Source organism: Aquimarina sp. EL_43, assembly GCF_943422735.1.
GTDB classification, from domain to species: domain Bacteria; phylum Bacteroidota; class Bacteroidia; order Flavobacteriales; family Flavobacteriaceae; genus Aquimarina; species Aquimarina megaterium.
Genome location: NZ_CALSBR010000001.1, coordinates 4153047 through 4174564 on the forward strand (window position 1 = coordinate 4153047; position 21518 = coordinate 4174564).

The 21518-nt window shown below is 31.7% G+C and carries 25 protein-coding genes; 17 read left to right on the forward strand and 8 right to left on the reverse strand.

The window, feature by feature from the left end:
* Positions 1-87: 87 nt before the first annotated feature.
* From NNL09_RS17795 to NNL09_RS17820, 6 genes are all read right to left on the reverse strand, one after another.
* On the reverse strand, positions 88-813 hold the full coding sequence (locus NNL09_RS17795; RefSeq protein ID WP_196910385.1) for a YebC/PmpR family DNA-binding transcriptional regulator: 726 nt from the start codon (positions 811-813) through the stop codon (positions 88-90).
* Between the two features lie 183 nt (positions 814-996).
* Positions 997-1284 carry a 4a-hydroxytetrahydrobiopterin dehydratase gene (locus NNL09_RS17800; protein WP_025666951.1) on the reverse strand — a complete coding sequence of 96 codons (288 nt, stop codon included), beginning with the start codon at positions 1282-1284 and terminating at the stop codon, positions 997-999.
* A gap of 36 nt (positions 1285-1320) precedes the next feature.
* The gene (locus NNL09_RS17805; RefSeq protein WP_196910384.1) at positions 1321-2271 is read right to left on the reverse strand and encodes a septum formation inhibitor Maf; all 951 of its coding nucleotides are present in this window, start codon (positions 2269-2271) and stop codon (positions 1321-1323) included.
* Between the two features lie 276 nt (positions 2272-2547).
* Positions 2548-2709 carry a hypothetical protein gene (locus NNL09_RS17810; protein WP_160170130.1) on the reverse strand — a complete coding sequence of 54 codons (162 nt, stop codon included), beginning with the start codon at positions 2707-2709 and terminating at the stop codon, positions 2548-2550.
* Positions 2710-2861: 152 nt separating this feature from the next.
* Positions 2862-3443: a Maf-like protein gene (locus tag NNL09_RS17815; protein ID WP_196910383.1), complete on the reverse strand. Its 582-nt coding sequence runs from the start codon at positions 3441-3443 to the stop codon at positions 2862-2864.
* Between the two features lie 3 nt (positions 3444-3446).
* On the reverse strand, positions 3447-4349 hold the full coding sequence (locus tag NNL09_RS17820; protein WP_196910382.1) for a geranylgeranylglycerol-phosphate geranylgeranyltransferase: 903 nt from the start codon (positions 4347-4349) through the stop codon (positions 3447-3449).
* Positions 4350-4583: 234 nt separating this feature from the next.
* On the opposite strand from NNL09_RS17820, the gene NNL09_RS17825 reads away from it, so the two are divergent.
* From NNL09_RS17825 to NNL09_RS17845, 5 genes are all read left to right on the forward strand, one after another.
* On the forward strand, positions 4584-5978 hold the full coding sequence (locus NNL09_RS17825) for a sensor histidine kinase KdpD (protein ID WP_196910381.1): 1395 nt from the start codon (positions 4584-4586) through the stop codon (positions 5976-5978).
* Between the two features lie 5 nt (positions 5979-5983).
* Positions 5984-6664: a response regulator transcription factor gene (locus NNL09_RS17830; protein ID WP_025666956.1), complete on the forward strand. Its 681-nt coding sequence runs from the start codon at positions 5984-5986 to the stop codon at positions 6662-6664.
* A gap of 24 nt (positions 6665-6688) precedes the next feature.
* On the forward strand, positions 6689-7135 hold the full coding sequence (locus NNL09_RS17835) for a hypothetical protein (protein WP_025666957.1): 447 nt from the start codon (positions 6689-6691) through the stop codon (positions 7133-7135).
* A 28-nt stretch (positions 7136-7163) separates the two neighbouring features.
* Positions 7164-7586, forward strand: coding sequence for a hypothetical protein (locus tag NNL09_RS17840; RefSeq protein ID WP_025666958.1), 423 nt, complete (start codon positions 7164-7166; stop codon positions 7584-7586).
* 140 nt (positions 7587-7726) lie between these two features.
* Positions 7727-8638 (forward strand): hypothetical protein, encoded by a 912-nt coding sequence (locus NNL09_RS17845; protein ID WP_254514262.1) that lies wholly within the window; start codon positions 7727-7729, stop codon positions 8636-8638.
* A 63-nt stretch (positions 8639-8701) separates the two neighbouring features.
* Here NNL09_RS17845 and rlmH read toward each other — a convergent pair whose 3' ends face one another.
* Complete coding sequence (rlmH, locus tag NNL09_RS17850; protein ID WP_025666960.1) at positions 8702-9175, reverse strand: 23S rRNA (pseudouridine(1915)-N(3))-methyltransferase RlmH; 474 nt, start codon at positions 9173-9175, stop codon at positions 8702-8704.
* Positions 9176-9316: 141 nt separating this feature from the next.
* Between rlmH and nadC the strand changes: the two genes are divergently transcribed.
* From nadC to priA, 8 genes are all read left to right on the forward strand, one after another.
* Positions 9317-10174: a carboxylating nicotinate-nucleotide diphosphorylase gene (gene nadC / locus NNL09_RS17855; RefSeq protein WP_196910379.1), complete on the forward strand. Its 858-nt coding sequence runs from the start codon at positions 9317-9319 to the stop codon at positions 10172-10174.
* Positions 10175-10177: 3 nt separating this feature from the next.
* Positions 10178-10402, forward strand: coding sequence for a hypothetical protein (locus tag NNL09_RS26305; protein WP_371877860.1), 225 nt, complete (start codon positions 10178-10180; stop codon positions 10400-10402).
* A 1-nt stretch (position 10403) separates the two neighbouring features.
* Positions 10404-11102: a YihY/virulence factor BrkB family protein gene (locus tag NNL09_RS17860; RefSeq protein WP_371877861.1), complete on the forward strand. Its 699-nt coding sequence runs from the start codon at positions 10404-10406 to the stop codon at positions 11100-11102.
* Positions 11103-11136: 34 nt separating this feature from the next.
* Positions 11137-11700, forward strand: coding sequence for a chalcone isomerase family protein (locus NNL09_RS17865; protein ID WP_025666963.1), 564 nt, complete (start codon positions 11137-11139; stop codon positions 11698-11700).
* 142 nt (positions 11701-11842) lie between these two features.
* The gene (locus NNL09_RS17870) at positions 11843-12406 is read left to right on the forward strand and encodes a chalcone isomerase family protein (protein WP_025666964.1); all 564 of its coding nucleotides are present in this window, start codon (positions 11843-11845) and stop codon (positions 12404-12406) included.
* Positions 12407-12509: 103 nt separating this feature from the next.
* Positions 12510-12947 (forward strand): DUF2147 domain-containing protein, encoded by a 438-nt coding sequence (locus NNL09_RS17875; protein WP_196910378.1) that lies wholly within the window; start codon positions 12510-12512, stop codon positions 12945-12947.
* 114 nt (positions 12948-13061) lie between these two features.
* Positions 13062-13628, forward strand: coding sequence for a chalcone isomerase family protein (locus NNL09_RS17880; RefSeq protein WP_025666966.1), 567 nt, complete (start codon positions 13062-13064; stop codon positions 13626-13628).
* A 144-nt stretch (positions 13629-13772) separates the two neighbouring features.
* On the forward strand, positions 13773-16226 hold the full coding sequence (priA, locus tag NNL09_RS17885) for a primosomal protein N' (protein ID WP_196910377.1): 2454 nt from the start codon (positions 13773-13775) through the stop codon (positions 16224-16226).
* Here priA and NNL09_RS17890 read toward each other — a convergent pair.
* On the reverse strand, positions 16223-16930 hold the full coding sequence (locus NNL09_RS17890) for a LytTR family DNA-binding domain-containing protein (protein WP_025666968.1): 708 nt from the start codon (positions 16928-16930) through the stop codon (positions 16223-16225). The two genes, priA and NNL09_RS17890, sit on opposite strands and share 4 nt — an antisense overlap.
* A 171-nt stretch (positions 16931-17101) precedes the next feature.
* On the opposite strand from NNL09_RS17890, the gene rpsF reads away from it, so the two are divergent.
* The 4 genes from rpsF to NNL09_RS17910 all read left to right on the forward strand — a co-directional run bounded on the left by rpsF (position 17102) and on the right by NNL09_RS17910 (position 21480).
* The gene (gene rpsF, locus NNL09_RS17895) at positions 17102-17440 is read left to right on the forward strand and encodes a 30S ribosomal protein S6 (RefSeq protein ID WP_024769054.1); all 339 of its coding nucleotides are present in this window, start codon (positions 17102-17104) and stop codon (positions 17438-17440) included.
* Entirely contained in the window at positions 17440-17739 is a 300-nt protein-coding gene (gene rpsR / locus NNL09_RS17900) for a 30S ribosomal protein S18 (protein ID WP_174412104.1), read from the forward strand. The genes rpsF and rpsR overlap by 1 nt, the downstream gene beginning before the upstream one ends.
* An 18-nt stretch (positions 17740-17757) precedes the next feature.
* On the forward strand, positions 17758-18210 hold the full coding sequence (gene rplI / locus NNL09_RS17905) for a 50S ribosomal protein L9 (RefSeq protein ID WP_196910376.1): 453 nt from the start codon (positions 17758-17760) through the stop codon (positions 18208-18210).
* A gap of 108 nt (positions 18211-18318) precedes the next feature.
* Entirely contained in the window at positions 18319-21480 is a 3162-nt protein-coding gene (locus tag NNL09_RS17910) for a carboxypeptidase regulatory-like domain-containing protein (protein WP_196910375.1), read from the forward strand.
* Positions 21481-21518: the final 38 nt, after the last annotated feature.

Here is a 21518-nt window from a genome sequence, read left to right on the forward strand (position 1 = left end):
TATCTATAGTCGAGGTATTATAGTAAACATAACAAAAAAAAGAGTTTAGCATAGCTAAACTCTTTTTTATAATAATAAGAAATGTCTTTATTCTTCAGAAGAAGATTCTTCCATGGTATGATAAACGTTCTGCACGTCATCATCTTCTTCTATTTTTTCTAGTAATTTTTCTACATCTGCAGCTTGCTCTGGAGTTATTTTTTTAGTAACCTGTGGGATACGTTCAAATCCAGAGGATAGAATTTCGATTTCACGGCTTTCTAATTCCTTTTGTATCGTTCCAAAACTTCCAAAAGGAGCATAGATCAATATTCCATCATCATCCTGAAAAACTTCTTCTGCTCCAAAATCAATAAATTCAAGTTCGAGCTCTTCTGGATCTAATCCTTCACCATTAATTCTAAAATTGCACGTATGATCAAACATAAACTCTACAGAACCAGATGTTCCCAGGTTACCATCGCATTTATTAAAATAGGATCGAATATTGGCAACTGTTCTGTTATTGTTATCTGTCGCAGTTTCTACCAAAATTGCAATTCCGTGAGGAGCATACCCTTCAAAAAGAACTTCTTTGTAATCTCCTTGTTCTTTATCCGATGCTTTTTTAATTGCCCTTTCGATATTATCTTTTGGCATGTTCACAGATTTGGCATTCTGGATCACTGCTCTTAGACGAGAGTTAGAAGCTGGGTCAGGCCCACCTTCTTTTACTGCCATTACAATATCTTTACCAATTCGAGTAAACGCTTTTGCCATTGCCGACCAGCGTTTCATCTTACGTGCTTTTCTAAATTCAAAAGCTCTTCCCATATGCTAATTTTAAAATCTAAATACAAACATAAGTAGAAACCAAGTTTTTGACAAATGTTTGTATACTATCAATTTTGATTAAAATAAGTTCTACGCCTAAAATACCAAAATTCAAAAAGTAAAACAAGAAGTTTTGGCCTTAGAATTTGATATTTATTTTTTGATTTAAAATGGATTTAATGACTATTCTCCTTCGATAATGTTATCTATGGTTTTTGCAAGATTAAAATCGTTTTCGGTTATACCACCAGCATCATGAGTAGAAAGGCTAATGTGTAATTTATTATAAACATTCGACCAGTCTGGATGATGTTGTTGCGCTTCGGCTTCAAAAGCAATACGAGTCATAACAGAGAACGCATCTTTAAAATCGTTAAATTCAAAAGTGGTATGAAGAGCATTATCATGGTATTCCCAACCATCTATGTCGTTTAATTTTTCTTTTATCTCAGATTCTGATAATTTTACCATTAGTATTGTATTAGTTAGTTGTAAGTTACTTAATGTTTATTTTTGATTTGTAAGCCCTAATTCTTCACGCAAGACTTCATCTTTATTACTGTTTTTACCCCAATAAGCAGATTTAATGCTTTTGATTTTAGTTGCTTTTGTAGTGAGCTTCTTTGCATTTGGACCAAACCCACTTTTATAGGTTTCTGTCCAATGCTCAATTTCATACGGAAAAGAGGCATTAAAAGTAATACTGATACTTCTATCGAGTTCTGGGTATTCTAGAGTATATGTATTAGTATCAGTACCTTTTTGTATAGATGCTTTAGCCGAGTATGCTTTAATATCTTTGTGCCTTAATCTAGAATACTCAAAAGAAGGAATGATTTGTAGATCTCCTTGCGGTAATGCATCAGGATTAATTCTGATTTTTGTCCAAAGTTCATTTTCTAAAATAGCTTTGTCTAATTTAAAATCCTGATCTGCTTCATTTTCAAAATAGGAATGCGAGGTAATCTCGAATTGTTTTCTGTTATTTAATTGCGCATATACATGACCACACCATTCTTGCATCGAATTAGATACTTTAATAGCATGTCGATTATCTGCCACAGGATAAAATGTACTCTGCATCACAGAATATGGGTAGATTCCTGTATTAAATTTTTTGGTAGCATTAAGTTTTAAAACGGGTATGTTACTTGTATTTTGGCGATCTGCTTTTACCTGTTTTTTGGGTAAAAAATCCTCAGTAACATAAATAAGAACCGCAGTTCCTTTTCTTATTTCACCATATCGAGCTTGTTCTAGTTGATATGATGATATTTCGGCTTCACCAGCATACCAGTATTTCTTAAAATCTTCAGAGAGCGTTTTTGCAGGTGGTATATTTTCTTTAATAATCTCTTCTGTTGTAGAAACTTTGCTCACTTCGTCTGCCTTAATATTGCTACAAGCAATAAAGACTAATACGCCTAATAAAGCGAACAGTAGTATTGACTTTTTCATGATAACGTTTTTATATAGCAAATTACAATAAACCTTGGATTTGGCAAGTGCTGTTAACGTTTCAGTAACGATCTAATCCTTATAATTGACAGATGAATGAGAAATGATCTATTGTTATAGGTAGTTAAGAACGTTTTTTGGTATAGAGAAATCTACTTATAAGAATAAGGAAGAGAGAACAGGTACAAGTTAATAAAGACAATTTAGGAAATACTTCAAAATCTAAAAATTAAAAACGGGATACTGAGAACCCGTTTTTTAATTTTTTAAATGGTATTAGTTAGGCCCACAAAAAACCTGATTCATACATACATATCCTGGTGGTAAATATTGATCACAAGAGTGACACATAACATAAGTCCATCCTCCTTTTAGAGATTTTTGTTCTGTTTTGTTCAGTGTTTTGATACCATCTAGGTTTAAGAGATGCTTTAGCATAATATTAAGTTTTAAAAATGATTTAAGAAATATAAACAAAATAAAAACCAGGTAATTACGGAAAAACCTCATTTAACATTTTGTTACTATAAGAAATATCAATAGAAAAGTTAATCTATATGCTATGCTCTAAATTTGTTGAGATGGTTCTTTTAGGCTAACTGCCTCAACGTTTCGTATACAAGATGTGTAGGAAGCCCCATTACATTAAAATGACTCCCTTCTATGTTGGTTATACCAATAAAACCTATCCATTCTTGTATACCATAAGCTCCGGCTTTATCCAGAGGCTTATAAGTTTGTACATAGTATTCGATTTCTTCTGCAGATAACTCCTTAAAAGTAACCTTGGTAGTTTGATGTACTACAATGATCTGATTGATTGTTTTAAAACACACCGAAGTAATAACCTTATGCGTATCTCCAGATAGAGAATTAATCATTTCTGAAGCTTTTATCAGGTTTTTTGGCTTACCTAAGGCTTTGTTATTATGCCAAACAATGGTGTCACTGGTGATCAAAATATCTTTTGGATGTAAATCTGTAAATACATTTGCTTTAAGCTTAGCGAGATAATCCGAAATTTCTTCGGCTTTAAGATGATCAGGATAAACCTCGTCGACCTCTTTTATTTGTATTGAAAAATCCAGGTCCAGATCCTTAAAAAATTGTTGCCTTCTAGGAGAACCAGATGCAAGAATTATATTTTTATCTTTTAATATATCTTTTAACATATGTTATACTAAAACAAATTGATAAAATAACAATGAGATAGATGCCCCAATTAAAATTATCTTTAGAAGCAATACTAACCTTTTAAACTGCTGATCTGATTCGGCACTAAAGCTTTTGATCATAAAATAGAGTAATGGAGCAACAATAAGTATCAAAACAAAAATAACAGCTTTACTATTCGAAAAAAGATAAGTGTATATGTAATAAATTACAGATATAATTGGAAGCAATGTTAATGCTCCGATTAATTTTGTTGTTCGATTTTTTCCCAGAACTATTGGGATGGTTCTAATGCCTAAATTATGATCTCGATCTATGTGCAGACAATCTTTTATAATTTCTCTTAAGAGTATAATCATAAATGCAAATATTGAATAATCTAAAATAATAGAAAAAATAACGGTTTGTGATTCTCTATTCTTTTCGGTGATAGCAGGAAGAAGATCAAAAATCCCAACGACAATCAAACTTAGCCCTACAAGTAGTGCGAGAATACAATTTTTAAGAACAATAATTTCTTTTAAATAAGAAGCGTAGATGTAAAATACTCCAGAAATTACTATAAATAATGCAGCAAAACCTGGTCTGTTAATAAGGTTAGCTAAGTAAAATCCAATAAGAACACCGATTACATTAAGAATAATAAATAATCGATTGGCCGATTTTTCGGTTATAGAATCATATAATATCCCTTTTACACCGGTATCTTCTTGATTGTAAATTTCGATAATTATGTTTCCTGCAGCAGCAATACAAAATGTTGCTGCCATTAAAATAGCAATACCCAAGCCATTTAAGGTAATAGCAATATTAAAGGGTTCAAAAAGTCCATATTTAAGACATAATTGTGCAAAGGCTATTATTAGTAAGTTATCAAATTTTATAAGCTTCAGATAAGATAGCATAGAGGTGATTGGTTAATTAGTCAGCAAATGTAATAATTAATACCAATTTTTGCCCTATTAACATAGATACTTAAAAGCCTTGTATTTATAGTAATGAAGAGGTGTATTAACGTTAATAGAGGGTTAATGGAGGCTGATTCTATTGAATAAAAGGATGTTTGCTATACTTTTGGAATCATCATCAATCAAAAAACGAATAGGTATTAAAAAACAAATAAGCTGTATATCACTATAATGAAGAAAAAGATAAACATACTCATTATTACATCTATTTTAACCTTATTGGCATTGTCTGGTATTCAAGGGTATTTGATTTATAACACGTATCAGCTTAAAAAGGATGTATTTATTAAAGAAACCAAGAAGGCCGTTTCGAGTATAGATAATACTAAAGAAATGGATTCTATAGCAGAGCTTTGGTATAATCAACTAACAAAGAATCTGATAGAGTATAGAAAGAATAATCTTCTTAAAAATGAAACTATAGAACGTTTCAAGCCTTTTACAGATTCGTTAAATGATACATTTAATGAATACTATAAAAAAGAAATTGGTAAGGCTAATCTGGGGTACGAGTTAAAATATAAGAAAACAATAAAAAGTATTGTTATTCATGACAATAACCTTTTAGATACTGTATTTAATGCAAAAGGACAGAGCAATTATTTTTTGTTCGGAGAAGATTTTCCTGATCAAGAAGGTAATGTAATAAGTAGTGGTAGATGGTTTACAGAACAAGATATAGAAGATGATAGTGGTAGTGAAATTATAAAAACCCAGCTTAATCTCGAAATTCGAACAGTAGATGCTGTCAGTATTATTGGATGGAATAGAATAGTTTTTGGGCAAATGGCAAGTCTGTTTTTATTCTCTGTTATATTGTTACTATTTGTAGTTGTCTTACTTTTTTATTCGATTAAAACTGTAATTAGACAAAAAAAAATAGCCGATGTGCGTAATGATTTTATAAATAACATTACTCATGAGCTTAAAACTCCTTTGGCAACTTTAGGTATTGCTTCGAAAAGTTTAAGGAGTAAAGAGACCCAAAATTCACCAAAAATATTCTCTAGTGCATTAGATATATTAGATCGACAAAATAACCGATTGCAGAAACTAATTGATCAGGTAATGAATAATACTTTAGGATCTGAAGAAATCATTTTGAGCAAAGAACAGGTTCTGGATACTAAGTATTTTAAAGAAGTTGTAGAGGATTTTAAGGTATCTGTTAAAGATAAGCAAGTTGACGTAAATATGAAGATAGAATTTAGAGATGTAAATCTTTATATCGATAAATTTCTATTTACCACAGCATTATTTAATGTATTAGAAAATGCTGTGAAATACGGGAAAGAAAAAGTTGAAATTAGAATACGAACAGAACGTAAAAACGATACGTATACAATTTCGATTCGTGATAATGGGATTGGGATTTCTGAAAAAGAACATCATAAGATTTTTGAAAAATTTTATAGAGTAACAACAGGAAACGTACATGATGTAAAGGGATTAGGTCTGGGATTGTTCTATACCAATCAAATCATTAAAGCACACCAGGGAGAAATTAATATTGAAAGTAAACCCGAAGAAGGAACAGATTTTAAAATAACCATACCAATAATTTAATAGTTATGAAGCATATACTACTCGCAGAAGATGATTTTGATTTTGGAAGTATATTAAAGCAATATCTCGAAATACATAATTATAAGGTGACCTGGGCAAAAGACGGTAAAGAAGCGCTATCGATATTTTCTGAAGGAAAATTTGATATATGTGTCTTTGATGTGATGATGCCAAAAATGGATGGGTTTACATTAGCAGAGCAAGTAGTAGAAATAGATCCCGAAATTCCATTCGTTTTCCTTACTGCTAAGAAAATGAAAGAAGATAAAATAAGAGGATTAAAATTAGGTGCAGATGATTATATCGTGAAACCATTTGAAGCAGATATTCTAGTCCTTAAACTTCAGAATATTTTAAAGCGAACACAGAAAATAGAATCCTTAAAAGACGAGGTGGTAAAAATTGGAAAGTATGAGTTTGATATTGTTAATCATCAATTAAAATTGAATGGAGAATCACAACGATTAACCGAAAAAGAAACATTACTTATTCAATATTTATGGGAACATAGAAATAGAATGATTAAAAGAGAAGATGTGTTAAAAGATGTTTGGGGTAATGATGATTTCTTCTCTGGTCGAAGTATGGATGTATTCATAAGTCGATTAAGAAAATATTTTAAAGAAGACAACAATGTAAATATAGAAAGTGTACGTGGGGTTGGCCTCACATTTAGTATAGCTTAAATCATCAATCAAAAAACGAATAGTATGAAAACATTAATCACCATTTTGGTAAACCTGCTAATAGGATTATTAACCATGAATGCACAAACAAGTTCTACAAGTTCTTCTAAATCATCATCACAAGTAACCATAAGTATTAGTGATGATTCTGGAGAGAAAAGTTATTCTAGATCCTTTGCGATCATTGATATGGAAGAGAGTTTTAGGATCAAAATAAGATTTATGAAATATATGAAGGGCGATGTAAAATCTTATCTGATCGATCAATTTGGAAAAGAAAATATGATCATCGACGATGAAGCCTATCTGTGGAGAAAAGAAATAGAAGATGATGAATTATATGAAGTGCGGCTCAAAGACAATAAATTAAGAATCAATGTAGATAAAGAACTGGCCTCGAATAAATTGATTAAGAAATTTGAACGAATCGGCAAAGAATTAAAATCAATTACATCAAAAAACGAAAATTAAATCAATCATCAATCAAAAAACAGAAATTATGAAAACAATCATTTGTACATTAAGTCTTGTATTTGCTCTTTCTTTGAGCAATGCTCAAACAACTTCAACTTCAAACTCTAAAGTATCTATTAGTTACTCTAGTGATGAACCAGGAGAAGGTAATTATAGAGTTAATATTTCTATCTCTAATACAGAAGACATGTATACCTTAAAAGCTAGTTTTCCATCATCAAAAACAGGAAAATTAAAACAATTCTTAAAAGATCATTTAACCCCAAAAATGACCAAAAACGGAACGACATCTACCTGGAAATATAATGCCAAAGGAGAAACAGGATATGTTGTGAAATTGAAAAGAGGAAAGCTAAATGTTTTTATGGATAAAGAATTTGTATCTGCCGACTTAGTAGAAGATTTGATAGATATGTTTAGCGATCTTAAAGATATCGTAAAAGAATAACCAGATCTTTTATAACAATTTGTATATGAAAATAATAATAGTATTTACAGTTGTTTTATTAGGACTAGTGAGTTGTAAAAAAAAACGATTCTGATTTAATCTGTGAAAGAATCAATTACCTGGTAGATACAAAAAGTAATGTGGCAAAAAAATATTGGAAAGATTTTGATAAGCAGTTACTTTTTGGCCCTATGTTATATTATACAAAAGATGGTCTTTTTACAATAGATGCTAATGAAGCATTAAAAGAAAAAATAAACCTAGTAGCATATAACTGTGATGATTCTAATGTATCTGTAGAGTTTACTCCCATAATTGACACCACAAATTTTTATATGAATGTGTCTTATGAAGATAAAAACACATCTGCATTAGAGTATAAAAATACATTAGGAATGTTTAGTGATGTAGAATTAACAGAAAAATTCATCACCGATGTTAAGGATACAGAAGAATGGATGACAATGGTTATTCATGAAATATTTCATCAATATCAAAAAAAAATCAAAAAGTTTCGAGAAAAACAGATATCGAGCCAAAGAGATTTTGATAGAGATACATTAAATTATTTCTTTAAAAACGAGAATTGGTTTACTACAACAGTTAAGAACGAAAATCAACTTCTTCTTAAGATAATACAAGAAGATAATAATGATAGTGTTAAGAATTACATTTCAGGGTATTTAAAAAGTAAAGAGCAAAGATATGCTAGGATTAAGAATGAATTCAGAATTGATATATCGGCATTAGAATCTAGCTTGTCTAAATCAGAAGGTACTGCCAGGTATATTGAATACTGTACCAAATTAGCGTTATCGACGAGTTCTAATAATCATACCTTATCCGAAATAGACAATAAATATGTTGCTAATCGATTTAAAGATTATAATTTAGAACAAGACGAGTGGATGTATAACTTAGGAGGAGGATATTATTATTCTTTAGGATTTAATTTAACTCGAGTTCTGGAAAAATTAAAAATAAAGTATCAAGAAGATATTTTTATAGAAAACAAATCATTTGATCAATATCTAAAAGAATACCTTGAGTAATGCTATAATTAGCTTTAACAGTACATGTTAACCTAAAATTGTAATTGTATAATATGATGAACCTTATCTGTGATGGTAAGGTTCATTTTTTAATATGGTAAATCCACGATATAATTGTTCTACAAAAAATAAACGTATCATTTGATGCGAAAATGTCATTTTGGATAACGATAGTTTGCTATTAGCCCGACTGTACACCTCGGGGCTAAAGCCATAGGGCCCTCCTATAACAAAAATCAACTGTTTGATTCCGCTATTCATATGTTTTTGCAATACCTCAGAAAATAGTACAGAATCATATTGCTTTCCATTTTCATCGAGTAATATCAATACATCAGAATTTTCTACATGATTAAGGATTAATTTTCCTTCTTTTTCCTTTTGTTGAGCTTCGCTTAAGTTTTTGGCATTTTTAATATCCGGAATAATTTCAAAACTAAATTTAATATAAAACTGTAACCTTTTGATATAGTTGTTAATAAGGTCATTGAGTTGCTTGTCATCTGTTTTGCCAACCGCAAGTAATTTAATATTCATATGTATTTAATATTATAATAGTTTTTACTCAAAAACCAGATAGAATATAGATTTGTGATGTAAAGTAAATAAAAATACGATGTGCTTCTCACTTCGTACTTCCGACTTCTTTTTTTACATTAGCAAAAATAACCATTCAATATGATTAGCGAAACCCAATTCAATAAAGAAATTGATTTGATAATTACCAATGCCATACGCGAAGATGTAGGAGATGGTGATCATAGTTCATTAGCTTGTATCCCAGAATCAATCACCGGAAAAGCAAAACTTTTAGTAAAGGATGAAGGGATCCTGGCGGGAGTAGAATTTGCAAAAAGAGTATTTAATTATGTAGACCCAAATATGAAGGTCGAAGTATTATTAGAAGATGGGGCCAGGGTGAAATATGGAGATATAGCTTTTTATGTTTCAGGAAGCTCGCAGTCTATTCTTAAAGCCGAACGATTAGTGCTTAATGCTATGCAAAGAATGAGTGCAATTGCTACCAAAACGAATCATTTTGTGACCCTTTTAAAAGGTACAGGAACAAAGATTTTAGATACCCGAAAAACAACTCCGGGAATACGAGCATTAGAAAAATGGGCGGTAAAGATTGGAGGAGGAGAGAACCATAGATTTGCCTTATACGATATGGTAATGCTAAAAGATAACCATATCGATTTTGCCGGGGGAATTACTAAAGCTATAGAAAAAACCAAACAATATCTTTCTAATCAAAACCTTGATCTCAAAATTATTGTTGAAGCCCGAGACCTTAATGAGATCAAAGAAATACTTCAAACACCAGGAGTATATCGAATATTAATTGATAATTTTAATTATGAAGATACTCGGGAAGCTGTAAAATTAATTGGTGATTCGTGTCTTACTGAATCCAGCGGAGGGATTAATGAAGAAACAGTACGCAAGTATGCAGAATGTGGTGTAGATTATATTAGTAGTGGCGCGCTAACACATTCTGTATATAATCTGGATTTGAGCTTGAAAGCCGTATAATATATGTCGAAACCCGTAGAAGATAAGCTTAATAAGATTCCTGTGATCAATATATTGGTTAAAATAGGGAAGAAACTTATTCTTCCTGGTTTTGAGGGACTGTCGATATACGACCTAATAGAGATTTATGTAATCGGGATTATAAAAGGTACTTTTTCGGCTAGAGCCAGCGCAATATCATGGAGTTTTTTTTCTTTCTCTATTTCCATTCTTATTATTTCTTCTTAATTTGATTCCTTACGTCCCAATAGATGGGTTTGAGGAGAATTTTTTTGAATTTGTTAACGGAGCATTACCTAAACAATCTTCAGATTTTTTCTCCGGGATATTTGAAGATATTGCATCTAATCCTCGAGGGGGGTTACTATCAACTGTTTTTGTACTATCTATACTTTTTATGACTAATGGGATCAATGCAGTTTTCTCTGGTTTTGAATATTCGTATCATGTAACGCTTAATAGAAATTTTGTACGGCAGTATGTAGTAGCATTAGGGGTGTCTATTATCGTGGCATCGTTATTGTTAATTACAGTTATAGGAACTTTATACTTTTCGTATTTGGTAGATGATTTAAATAAAATGGGTGTAGTTGATGATACTGTTTTTTGGTTAACATTAGGTAAATATGCGCTATTTGTCTTTATGATATTTGTAATTATTGCTACTTTATTTTATTTCGGTACCTCAGAAGGAAAACAAAATAAATTCTTTTCACCTGGTGCATTTATGACCACTTTTTTGATTATTATTACAACATATCTATTTGGAGTATATATAGATAACTTCTCTAATTATAATCAATTGTACGGTTCTATTGGAGCAATGTTGATATTAATGTTATATATATGGCTTAATGCTAATTTGTTATTGCTGGGTTTTGAACTTAATGCATCATTAAATCAATTAAGAAAAAATTTTAATACATAATTTTACTAACATAGATTTCTAATAATTTTTTAAAATGAAAAAACTAAGTATATTATTTATAGCACTTTTAACTATTGTATCTGTTCAGGCTCAAACCAAAATTGGTGATGCTACATTACCTAATACGGTAAAATTTAATGAAGAAGATTTGACGATTAATGGAGGAGGTCTTAGAGAAAAATTCTTTTTTGATATTTATGCGGGAGCCTTATATCTTAAGAAAAAAAATAGCAATGCCAGTGCAATAGCTAAAGCAGACGAAACTATGGCAATTAAATTGCATATTCTTTCTGGCATGATGTCTAGAAGTAAAATGGCTAATGCATTACGTGAAGGGTTTAAAAAATCAACTAACGGAAATATGAAGCCTTATAACGAAAGAATAGAAAAATTTATAGGCTTTATTAATAATGAAATAGAGGTTGGTCAAATCTATGATATGGTATATGAAAAAGGAAAAGGAAGTGTGATTTATAAAGATGGAAAAGAAAAAGGATACGTAACAGGTTTGGATTTTAAAACAGCACTTTTTAATATCTGGTTAGGAAGTAAACCAGCAGACAAAGGACTCAAAAAAGAAATGTTAGGTCTTCAGTAATCAATAAGATATAATCGTATTTTTGTTAAAAATTTAAGTAAATGTATTTCAGAATGTTGTGCATGCATAATATTTTTTATATTTGTGCGCTTTGAAAATTAAGTTTAAACAAATATTAATACCCCAAATACCTTTAGTTATAATGAAAAAAATTACTTTAGTACTGGTAGCACTAATTTCCTTGTCTACCGCTACTGCGCAAATTAGAGTTGGTAAAGCTATTTTGCCTTATGAAGAAAATTTTGGTGATACCGATTTGAAATTGAATGGTGCCGGAATGAGAAAAGTACTCTGGATTGATATGTATGCAGGAGGACTTTATTTAACAAAAAAGAGCAAAGACCCTAAAGAAGTTCTTGATGCAGATGAAACTATGGCTATAAAACTGAATATTGTTTCTGGTTTTGTAACCCAAAAGAAAATGATAAAAGCGGTAAAAGATGGCTTTAACAGAGCCACTTTTGGTAATACCAAAGCATTGGATGGGAGAATAAATAAATTTATTAAATTTTTCTCAGAGCCTATAGTAAAGAACGACATCTTTGATATCGTATATATTAAAGGTAAAGGAGTAACTGCTTTTAAAAATGAAAAAGAACTTGGAGTAATCAAGGGGCGTGATTTTAAATATGCATTATTCAAAATTTGGCTAGGAGACGAACCAGCAAGTGAAGAAATTAAAAATGGAATGTTAGGTATACAATAATCTAATATCATTAATTTAATACGCAAAAAGCTACCGGTTTAAATCGGTAGCTTTTTGTTTTTACCATATTTTTTTATCTTAGAATCTATAAACACAAATTATCATGAAAATTATGAATTTTCGCAATATACTTTTTGTAGCAATAGTATTGGTGTCTGTAACAGCGAGTGCGCAACAACAAATAGTAGGACAATGGAAAACTATTGATGATACTACTGGCGAACCACGATCTATTGTAGAAATTTATAAGAAAGGCAACAAACTGTTTGGGAAGATTTTACAGGTATTAGATGAAGCAGAAAGAAATAAGTTATGCATCGAATGTAAAGGGAATGACCATAATAAACCTATAGAGGGAATGGTAATTATTAAAGAACTTGAAAAAGATGGGAATCAATACGAGGATGGTACTATTATGGACCCCGAGAATGGCAAGGTATATCGATGTAAAATCTGGATTGATGAAGATAATCCAAATGTGCTTAATGTAAGAGGATATATAGCTTTTTTATATAGAACACAAAAGTGGATTCGAGTATAATAATCACAACATATTTCTTTCTTGAAATTTAGAGAATTATAAATTTTAACAATTCTTTTGGTTAGGTTTTAAAAGATTTAGGACTAACTCCTTGAAATTTTAAAAATCTAAACCATGAAAAAAATAATTACATTAATAGTTGTAGTCCTTATATCTACCTTCGCAATGGCACAGGTAAGAGTAGGGGATATTGTATTGCCTTATAAAGTTAGTTTTGACGGAGAAGAACTGTCTTTAAATGGAGCAGGAATGAGAAGTATACTTGGATTTGACACCTATTCTGGTGGTCTATATACCAAGAAAAAATATAATGATCCGGGAGTAGTTTTGGATTCTGATGAGAGTATGTCTATTCGTTTAAATATAGTATCTAAGAAAGTAACAAATAAACGAATGATTAAAGTTTTTAGAAAAGGCTTTGATGATGCAATGTTTGGTAATACCCAAACCTTAGATGTAAGAATAGAAAAGTTTTTAAAATTATTTGCTTCGCCAATGCAGATCAATGATTACTTTGATTTGGTGTACATAAAAGGAAAAGGAATCAAAACCTATAAAAACGGTGAAGAACTTGGTTTTATAAAAGGTAGAGATTTTAAATATGCCCTGTTTAAGATCTGGTTAGGAAATGAACCTGCTTGCAAACTTATTAAAGGAGGAATGTTAGGGTTGAGTAAGTAAGGAATACAAATTTATATAAGCGAGTCTGATTTATTATTTAAATCGGACTTTTTTTATTCTTAAAAATTAAACTTTATTCTATGGGTTAAACTTGTATTTTTGTTGTTTTACACTAAACTATTCCGAATTTTGTTATAATTGGTAATGTCATACTTTATAAATGTAATTCTTCCTATACCTCTTGATAAAGAGTTTACCTATAGTATTAATAAAACTGAAGCTGCATTTTTGCAACCAGGAATGCGTGTGGCTGTTCAATTTGGAAAAAGTAAGATATATGCTGCTTTGGTAACCAAGGTGCATCAAAACCCACCTTTGGTATATGAAGCAAAAGAAATAGAACATATTCTTGATGAATCACCAATAGTTACTCAACATCAATTAGAACTATGGTCCTGGATTTCTAACTATTATATGTGTACAAAAGGAGAGGTAATGAGAGCAGCACTTCCCGGGGCCTTCTTACTAGAAAGCGAAACTATAATTCTGAAAAATGAAAAATCTCTTTTTGATGAATCCTTGTTAAAAGATGATGAGTTTTTGATTTATGAAGCATTACAATATCAGAGCTTACTTCGCATACAAGAAGTGATGAATATTGTAGGTAAGAAAAATGTACTCCCCGTTATAAAACGACTAATAGAAAAAGAAGTCATTACGGTTCAGGAAGAAATTTATGAGCAATATAAACCCAAAATAGTTCGGTATATTCGATTAAACACAACATATACTAAAGAAGAAGCACTAAGGGATTTGCTAGATACAATGACCAGAGCACCTAAACAACGAGAGGTGTTGATGCATTTATTTACGTTACAGGCACAAGCTACTAAGCCAATTAAAGTAAATGAGCTTGTAAAAACTTCTAATAGTTCTGCAGCTGTAATACGAGCATTAGTAGATAAGAATATCTTAGATGAATACCATTTGCAAACAGATCGTGTTCAATATACAGGAGAGACAACAGGAAATACCAAACAGCTTAATGAATATCAACATAAGGCTTATGAAGAAATAAAAGATTCTTTTGAAAATAAAGATGTATGCCTTTTTCATGGGGTTACTTCATCTGGCAAAACAGAAGTATATGTAAAGCTTATAGAGCAAGCTATCCAGAAAGGAGAACAGGTATTGTATTTGCTACCAGAAATTGCTCTAACAACACAACTTATTACTCGATTACAGGAATATTTCGGAGAAAAACTCACGGTATATCATTCTAAGTATTCTGTTAATGAAAGAGTAGAGGCATGGAACAATGTAAAGACCAAAAAATCAAAAGCACAAGTAGTTATTGGTGCTAGGTCGGCCATATTTTTGCCGTTTGCCAATTTGGGATTAATTATTGTAGATGAAGAACACGAGAATACCTTCAAGCAATATGACCCTGCGCCTAGATATCATGCCAGAGATACAGCAATCGTCTTAGCAAAAATGTTTTACGCCAAAGTGGTACTAGGATCTGCGACTCCGGCTCTTGAAACGTACTATAATGCCCGACAAAAAAAGTACGGATTTGTACAATTGACCAGAAGATATGGTGATGTACTAATGCCAGATATTAGTTTAGTAGATATAAAGACAAAATATCGAAAAAAAGAAATGACGGGTCATTTTAGTGACACCTTGTTAACAGGTATTCACAACGCTTTAAAAGAAGGAGAGCAAGTTATTCTTTTTCAAAACAGAAGAGGATATTCTCCTGTGGTAGAGTGTAATACTTGTGGGCACTCTCCGCAATGTCCAAACTGCGATGTTAGTCTTACGTTTCATAGCTTTAGAAATCAATTACGATGTCATTACTGTGGGTATCATATAGCAATGCCTCAAAAGTGTATGGCTTGTGATAGTGTTGATTTAACGACAAAAGGTTTCGGAACAGAGCAAATAGAGAAAGAGTTACAAGAGCTTTTTCCTGATCATAATATTGGAAGAATGGATCAGGATACAACCAGAGGGAAACATGGATATGAAAAGATTATAAATCGGTTTGAAGAAGGGGATATTGATATTATGGTGGGTACACAAATGCTCTCTAAGGGATTAGATTTTAGAAATGTGAGTCTGGTTGGTATAATGAATGCTGATAACTTACTTAATTTTCCGGATTTTAGAGCGCATGAACGTAGTTTTCAATTAATGCAGCAGGTAGCGGGTAGGGCAGGTAGAACCAAAAAAAGAGGTAAAGTTCTGATCCAAACTTATAATCCTTTTCATCAGATTTTACAACAGGTATCTGTTAATGATTATTCTGGAATGTTTACCGATCAAATTGAGGAAAGACATCAATATAAATACCCTCCTTTTTATAAAATAATAAAGATTACTGGTAAACATAAAGATTATAATAGAGTAAATGAAGCTACAAATTGGTTAGCTAAATCATTTAGAAACGTATTTAATGATAATGTTCTGGGACCAGAATTCCCTCCAATTTCAAGAATACGAAATCAATATCATAAAAATATAGTAATAAAAATACCGCAAGGTCAATCTTTAAATAAAACAAAAGAGGTGATAAAAAAAATCAGCACTTCTTTTAAGAGTATTAAAGAATTTTCGGGGGTAAGAGTTATAATTAATGTAGATAACTACTAATTATTTAAAGCTTCTATCAGAGAATGTTTTTTATGCCTGCTAAGTGGTATTTTTTCATCCGCTATTTCTATATTACGACTATTGTAACGCTCTACTTTATCCAGATTCACAATATAAGATTTATGAATTCTTAAAAAACGATCACTAGGTAGTTGGGCTTCAAAAGATTTCATCGTAGCTAATACAACAATAGGATCACCTTCTTCCATTATAAGTTTTACATAATCTCCTAAAGCTTCTACATACTTTAATTGATTAAGGAAAATTTTTCTTTTTTTTAGATTACTCTTTACAAAAATATAATCGTCATCTTCTACAGTAGTATTTTCTCCTCCTATACGAGACATACTCAAAGCTTTATCCACAGCAGCGTTAAAACGATCTTTTTTTAATGGTTTTCTTAAATAATCTATAGCATCATAGTCGAAAGCTTTAAATGCATATTTCGTTTTTCCTGTGACAAAAATAATATGAGGTTTGTTCTCTAAATCATCCAAAAGATCAAAGCCAGTAAGAATTGGCATTTCAATATCTAAGAATAATAAGTCAACTTGAGTGTCGAGTAAACCATTTTTTGTTTCAATAGCATTATTCCACTCAGCCACTAATTCTAGTGAAGAATGTTCGTCTATTAGCTTTACAATAGCTAGTCTTTGGAGGCGGGAATCATCTACTACCGCACATTTTAATTGAGATTGCTCCACTTGTTTAGTGTTATATATTCCAATACAATATTAATGAATATATCTTATCTGCACAAACAATTTCGGCTTTTTATCGATAAAAATAGTGTTTCGTCGAAATGATATTAGGGTTTGAAAATCCAAAAAATAGTCTTACTTTTGCACCCAATTTTAATTTAAATATAGATTTTTATGAATCAATACGAAACTGTTTTCATCTTGAATCCCGTTTTATCTGAAGATCAGATAAAGGAAACAGTTAAGAAATACGAAGACATTCTTGTTTCTAATGGTGCCAAGATGATATCAAAAGAGGATTGGGGGCTTAAAAAGCTTGCTTATGCAATCCAACACAAAAAAAGTGGATTTTACCACTTATTCGAATACCAGGTACCTGGTGAAGCTATCAATGCTTTAGAAGTTGAGTACAGAAGAGATGAACGAGTAATGCGTTACCTTACTGTACGCCTTGATAAGCATGCAATTGCTTGGGCAGAGAAGAGAAGAAATAGAAACAAACAAAAAGCTTAATTATGTCATCTATAGAACAACAAGCGAAAGGAAAAAAAGACGGAGAGATCAGATATCTTACTCCTCTTAATATAGATACATCAAAAACGAAGAAATATTGTCGTTTCAAAAAATCTGGTATCAAGTATATTGATTATAAAGATCCAGATTTCTTAATGGCATTTGTAAATGAACAAGGTAAGTTATTACCTCGTCGTCTTACAGGAACTTCATTAAAATATCAACGTAAAGTAAGTGTTGCTGTAAAAAGAGCAAGACACCTAGCTTTAATGCCATACGTTGGTGATTTATTAAAATAAAACTCGTCATAACATATTATGGAACTTATATTAAAGAAAGACGTTGAGAATCTAGGATTCGCAGACGATGTAGTAGAAGTTAAGAATGGTTATGGTCGTAACTATTTAATTCCTAATGGACTTGCATTATTAGCAACTCCTTCTGCAAAAAAAGTACTTGCCGAAACATTAAAGCAACGTGCTTTTAAAGAAAAGAAAGAGATCGAAGATGCAGAAAAAGTAGGGAAGAAACTTAGTGGATTAGAGATCAAAATTTTAGCAAAAGCTGGAGCTGGAGACAAGTTATTTGGTTCTGTATCTAATGCTGATGTTGCAGAAGCATTTGCTAAAGAAGGAGTTGAATTAGAAAAGAAATTTATTACTGTACCAGGTGGAACCATTAAACGTCTAGGTCAGTACGAAGCTTCTGTTCGCCTTCATAGAGAAGTGATTGTTCCTATTACTTTTGAAGTAATCACTCAGGCTAAATAGATAAATAACAGTTGATAACTGTTTTATAATATTATAAAAAATCGCTCTTATGAGCGATTTTTTTATTTTATTTTTATTCTTAATCAATTAATTAAAAGTTATTATTACATGAAAAAAATTATTCTATTAATTTTGGTATTGATAGGGGGTACGATCAATGCTCAGGTTACTACTTCTAATATTTCGGGGATAGTACGTGATAGTGGAAATCAATTACTGCCAGGGGCTAATGTTACCGCAGTGCATGGACCTACAGGCACTTCGTATGGTGGAGTGACTGATTTTGACGGACGTTTTAATCTTAATAATTTACGTGTAGGAGGGCCATATAGAATAACAATAAGTTATGTAGGTTTTAAAAAGCAACTTATTGATGAAGTGTTTTTACAATTAGGGCAAACCTTCAACCTTAATATAACATTGGTCGAAGATAGTAATCAATTAGAAGAAGTTGTAATTACGACGAATAAAAATTCTACATTTAGTAGTGATCGCACTGGTGCAGAAACCAGTGTAGGTAGAAGAGAATTACGAACATTACCTACAATATCACGTTCTGCAGCCGATTTTACAAGGCTGGAACCTACCGCAAGCGGAAATTCTTTTGGAGGAAGAAATGATCAGTTTAATAATTTTAGCTTAGATGGTGCTGTATTTAATAATCCTTTTGGGTTAGATGCTGCAACTCCCGGAGGCCAAACCGATGCACAACCAATCTCGTTAGATGCTATCGATCAGATTCAGGTGTCTACAGCTCCATATGATGTAACATTATCGGGGTTTACAGGAGCATCTGTTAATGCAGTTACAAAAAGTGGAACTAATACTTTTAAGGGAACTGCTTATGGATTCTTTAGAAATGAAAGTCTTACCGGAGGAAAAGTAAAGGGAGAAGATGTGTTTAAGTCTGATCTCGAGCAAACACAATACGGATTTAGTATTGGCGGACCTATCATAGAAAATAAACTATTCTTTTTTGCGAATGCAGAAAGAGATCAACGTACCGATTTAGGTTCATCCTGGTTACCTAATACAGGTAGTGGAGCAATAAATGAATCTCGTGTATTAGAGTCTGATATGATTGCAGTTAGTAATGCACTCTCAAATTTGGGGTATATTACTGGCGCATACCAAGGATTTACGTATGATTCTGAATCTACCAAAGGAATTCTTAAATTAGATTGGAATATTAATGATAAACATAGAGCAGCTATTATTTATAATTTTTTAAGAGCTTCTAAAGAAAAACCTGCACACCCAACAGCATTAGGAATTCGAGGACCTAGTGCTTCTACATTACAGTTTGAAAATTCGGGCTATGAGATTAATAATAATATAAATTCTTTCCAGTTAGAAGTCAATTCTACGTTCTCTAGTAAGTTTGCTAATAAATTTCAGGCGGGTTACACGCATTTTGATGATTTTAGAAATCCATTATCAACACCTGCACCTGTAATTACAATTCAGGATGGTGCTGGATCAAATTATATCATTGCTGGTCACGAACCATTTTCTATCAATAATAAATTAGATCAAAAAGTAATTCAGGCAACTAATAATCTTAATATCTTCTTAGGTGATCATACCATTACGGTTGGAGCATCTTTCGAGATGTTTAGATTTAAGAATTCGTTTAATTTAACTGCATATGAAGACTTTGCTAATTTTGGTTCGACATATCGAGGATTATTTTCACCCTATGGTTCGGTAAGTTCTTTTTTAGATGATGCAAATAATGGTGTAGTTGCTGCTAACCTACAATTTGCGCAAGATCGTTTTGCTGCTCTAAACGCTGCGGGAGATGGTAATGACGGGGGATGGAAATTGGCAGAATTAAATGTAGGGCAATTGGCTTTTTATATTCAGGAAGAATGGAATATTACAGAGCGATTTAAGTTTAGTTATGGACTTAGACTTGATAAGCCATTATATTTTGATACCGATGAACGTATACAGGAGTATATAGATACAGATAATGGAGCTAGTAGAGATGAGAGTGTTGTGTATTTTGATCCGAATGGAGGAGCCGTAACTTTAAACTCTACTACTTTACCAACAGATAGGATTTTAATATCACCAAGATTAGGGTTTAATTATGATGTAAGAGGAGACAAAACTTTTCAACTACGAGGAGGTACAGGTATATTTACAGGTAGATTGCCATTTGTATGGATAGGAAACCAGGTGAGTGGGGCAGATGATGGTTTCTTTCAAATTGTAGATCCAGATTTTCAGTTTCCACAAGTATGGAGATCTAGCTTAGGAGTTGATTATCGATTAAGTAATGGCATAATCCTAACAGGTGATTTTGCTTATACAGAAGATATTAATGGAATTCATGTTCAGAATTGGGGATTACGCGAACCAACACAGACGCTGTCGGGAGTTGACAATAGACAAATATATGGAGTAACAGATAGGGGAGCTAATAATGCTTTTGTACTAACCAATTCTAATCAGGGAAGAATTGTAAATGCCTCTTTTAAGGCAGCCAAGAATTTTAAAAATAACTTATATGCGAGTATTGCTTATAGTTATTTGGATTCTAAAGATGTAAATTCTATTGAAGCAGAAATTACCGGAGATGCATTCGCAGGCAATCCTGCTTTAGGGAATGTAAATAATGATGTTCTGTCATACTCTAAATATGGAGATCGACACAGAATTATTGCTATTGCTTCTAAGAAATGGACATATGGTAACGAGAAATTTGCTACTACTATTTCTGCTTTTGCTGAGTTTGCACAAGGAGGCAGGTTTAATTATACATATGCAGGTGATATTAATGGAGATGGGTCTTCTTTGAATGATTTAATTTATATTCCTACACAGACCGAATTGGCAACATATGCATTTAGCGGTGCTTCATTTAATGAAAGAGAGGCGCAAAGAGCTGCTTTTGAAGCCTATATAAGACAAGATGATTATTTAAGTGAAAATAGAGGAAGTTATGCAAAACGATATGGAGCTATTGCTCCGTGGAGAAATAAAGTTGATTTTAAATTACTCCAGGATTTTAATATTAATGTTGGAGAAAGAACAAATACAATACAGTTGAGCTTAGATGTTTTAAATTTAGGTAATTTAATCAATTCGGATTGGGGATTAGTGCAACAACCAAATAATGTGCAAGTGTTGGGGGTTAATGTAGATACATCAAATAATACTCCAACATATTCTTTTGATCCTAATTTGGTTGATACTTTTGGATATGACGCTAGCCTTCAATCAAGATGGCAGGCTCAGGTAGGACTACGATATATATTCTAAAAAAAGAATTTATACTTCTTTTAAAGCATAAAAAAGCC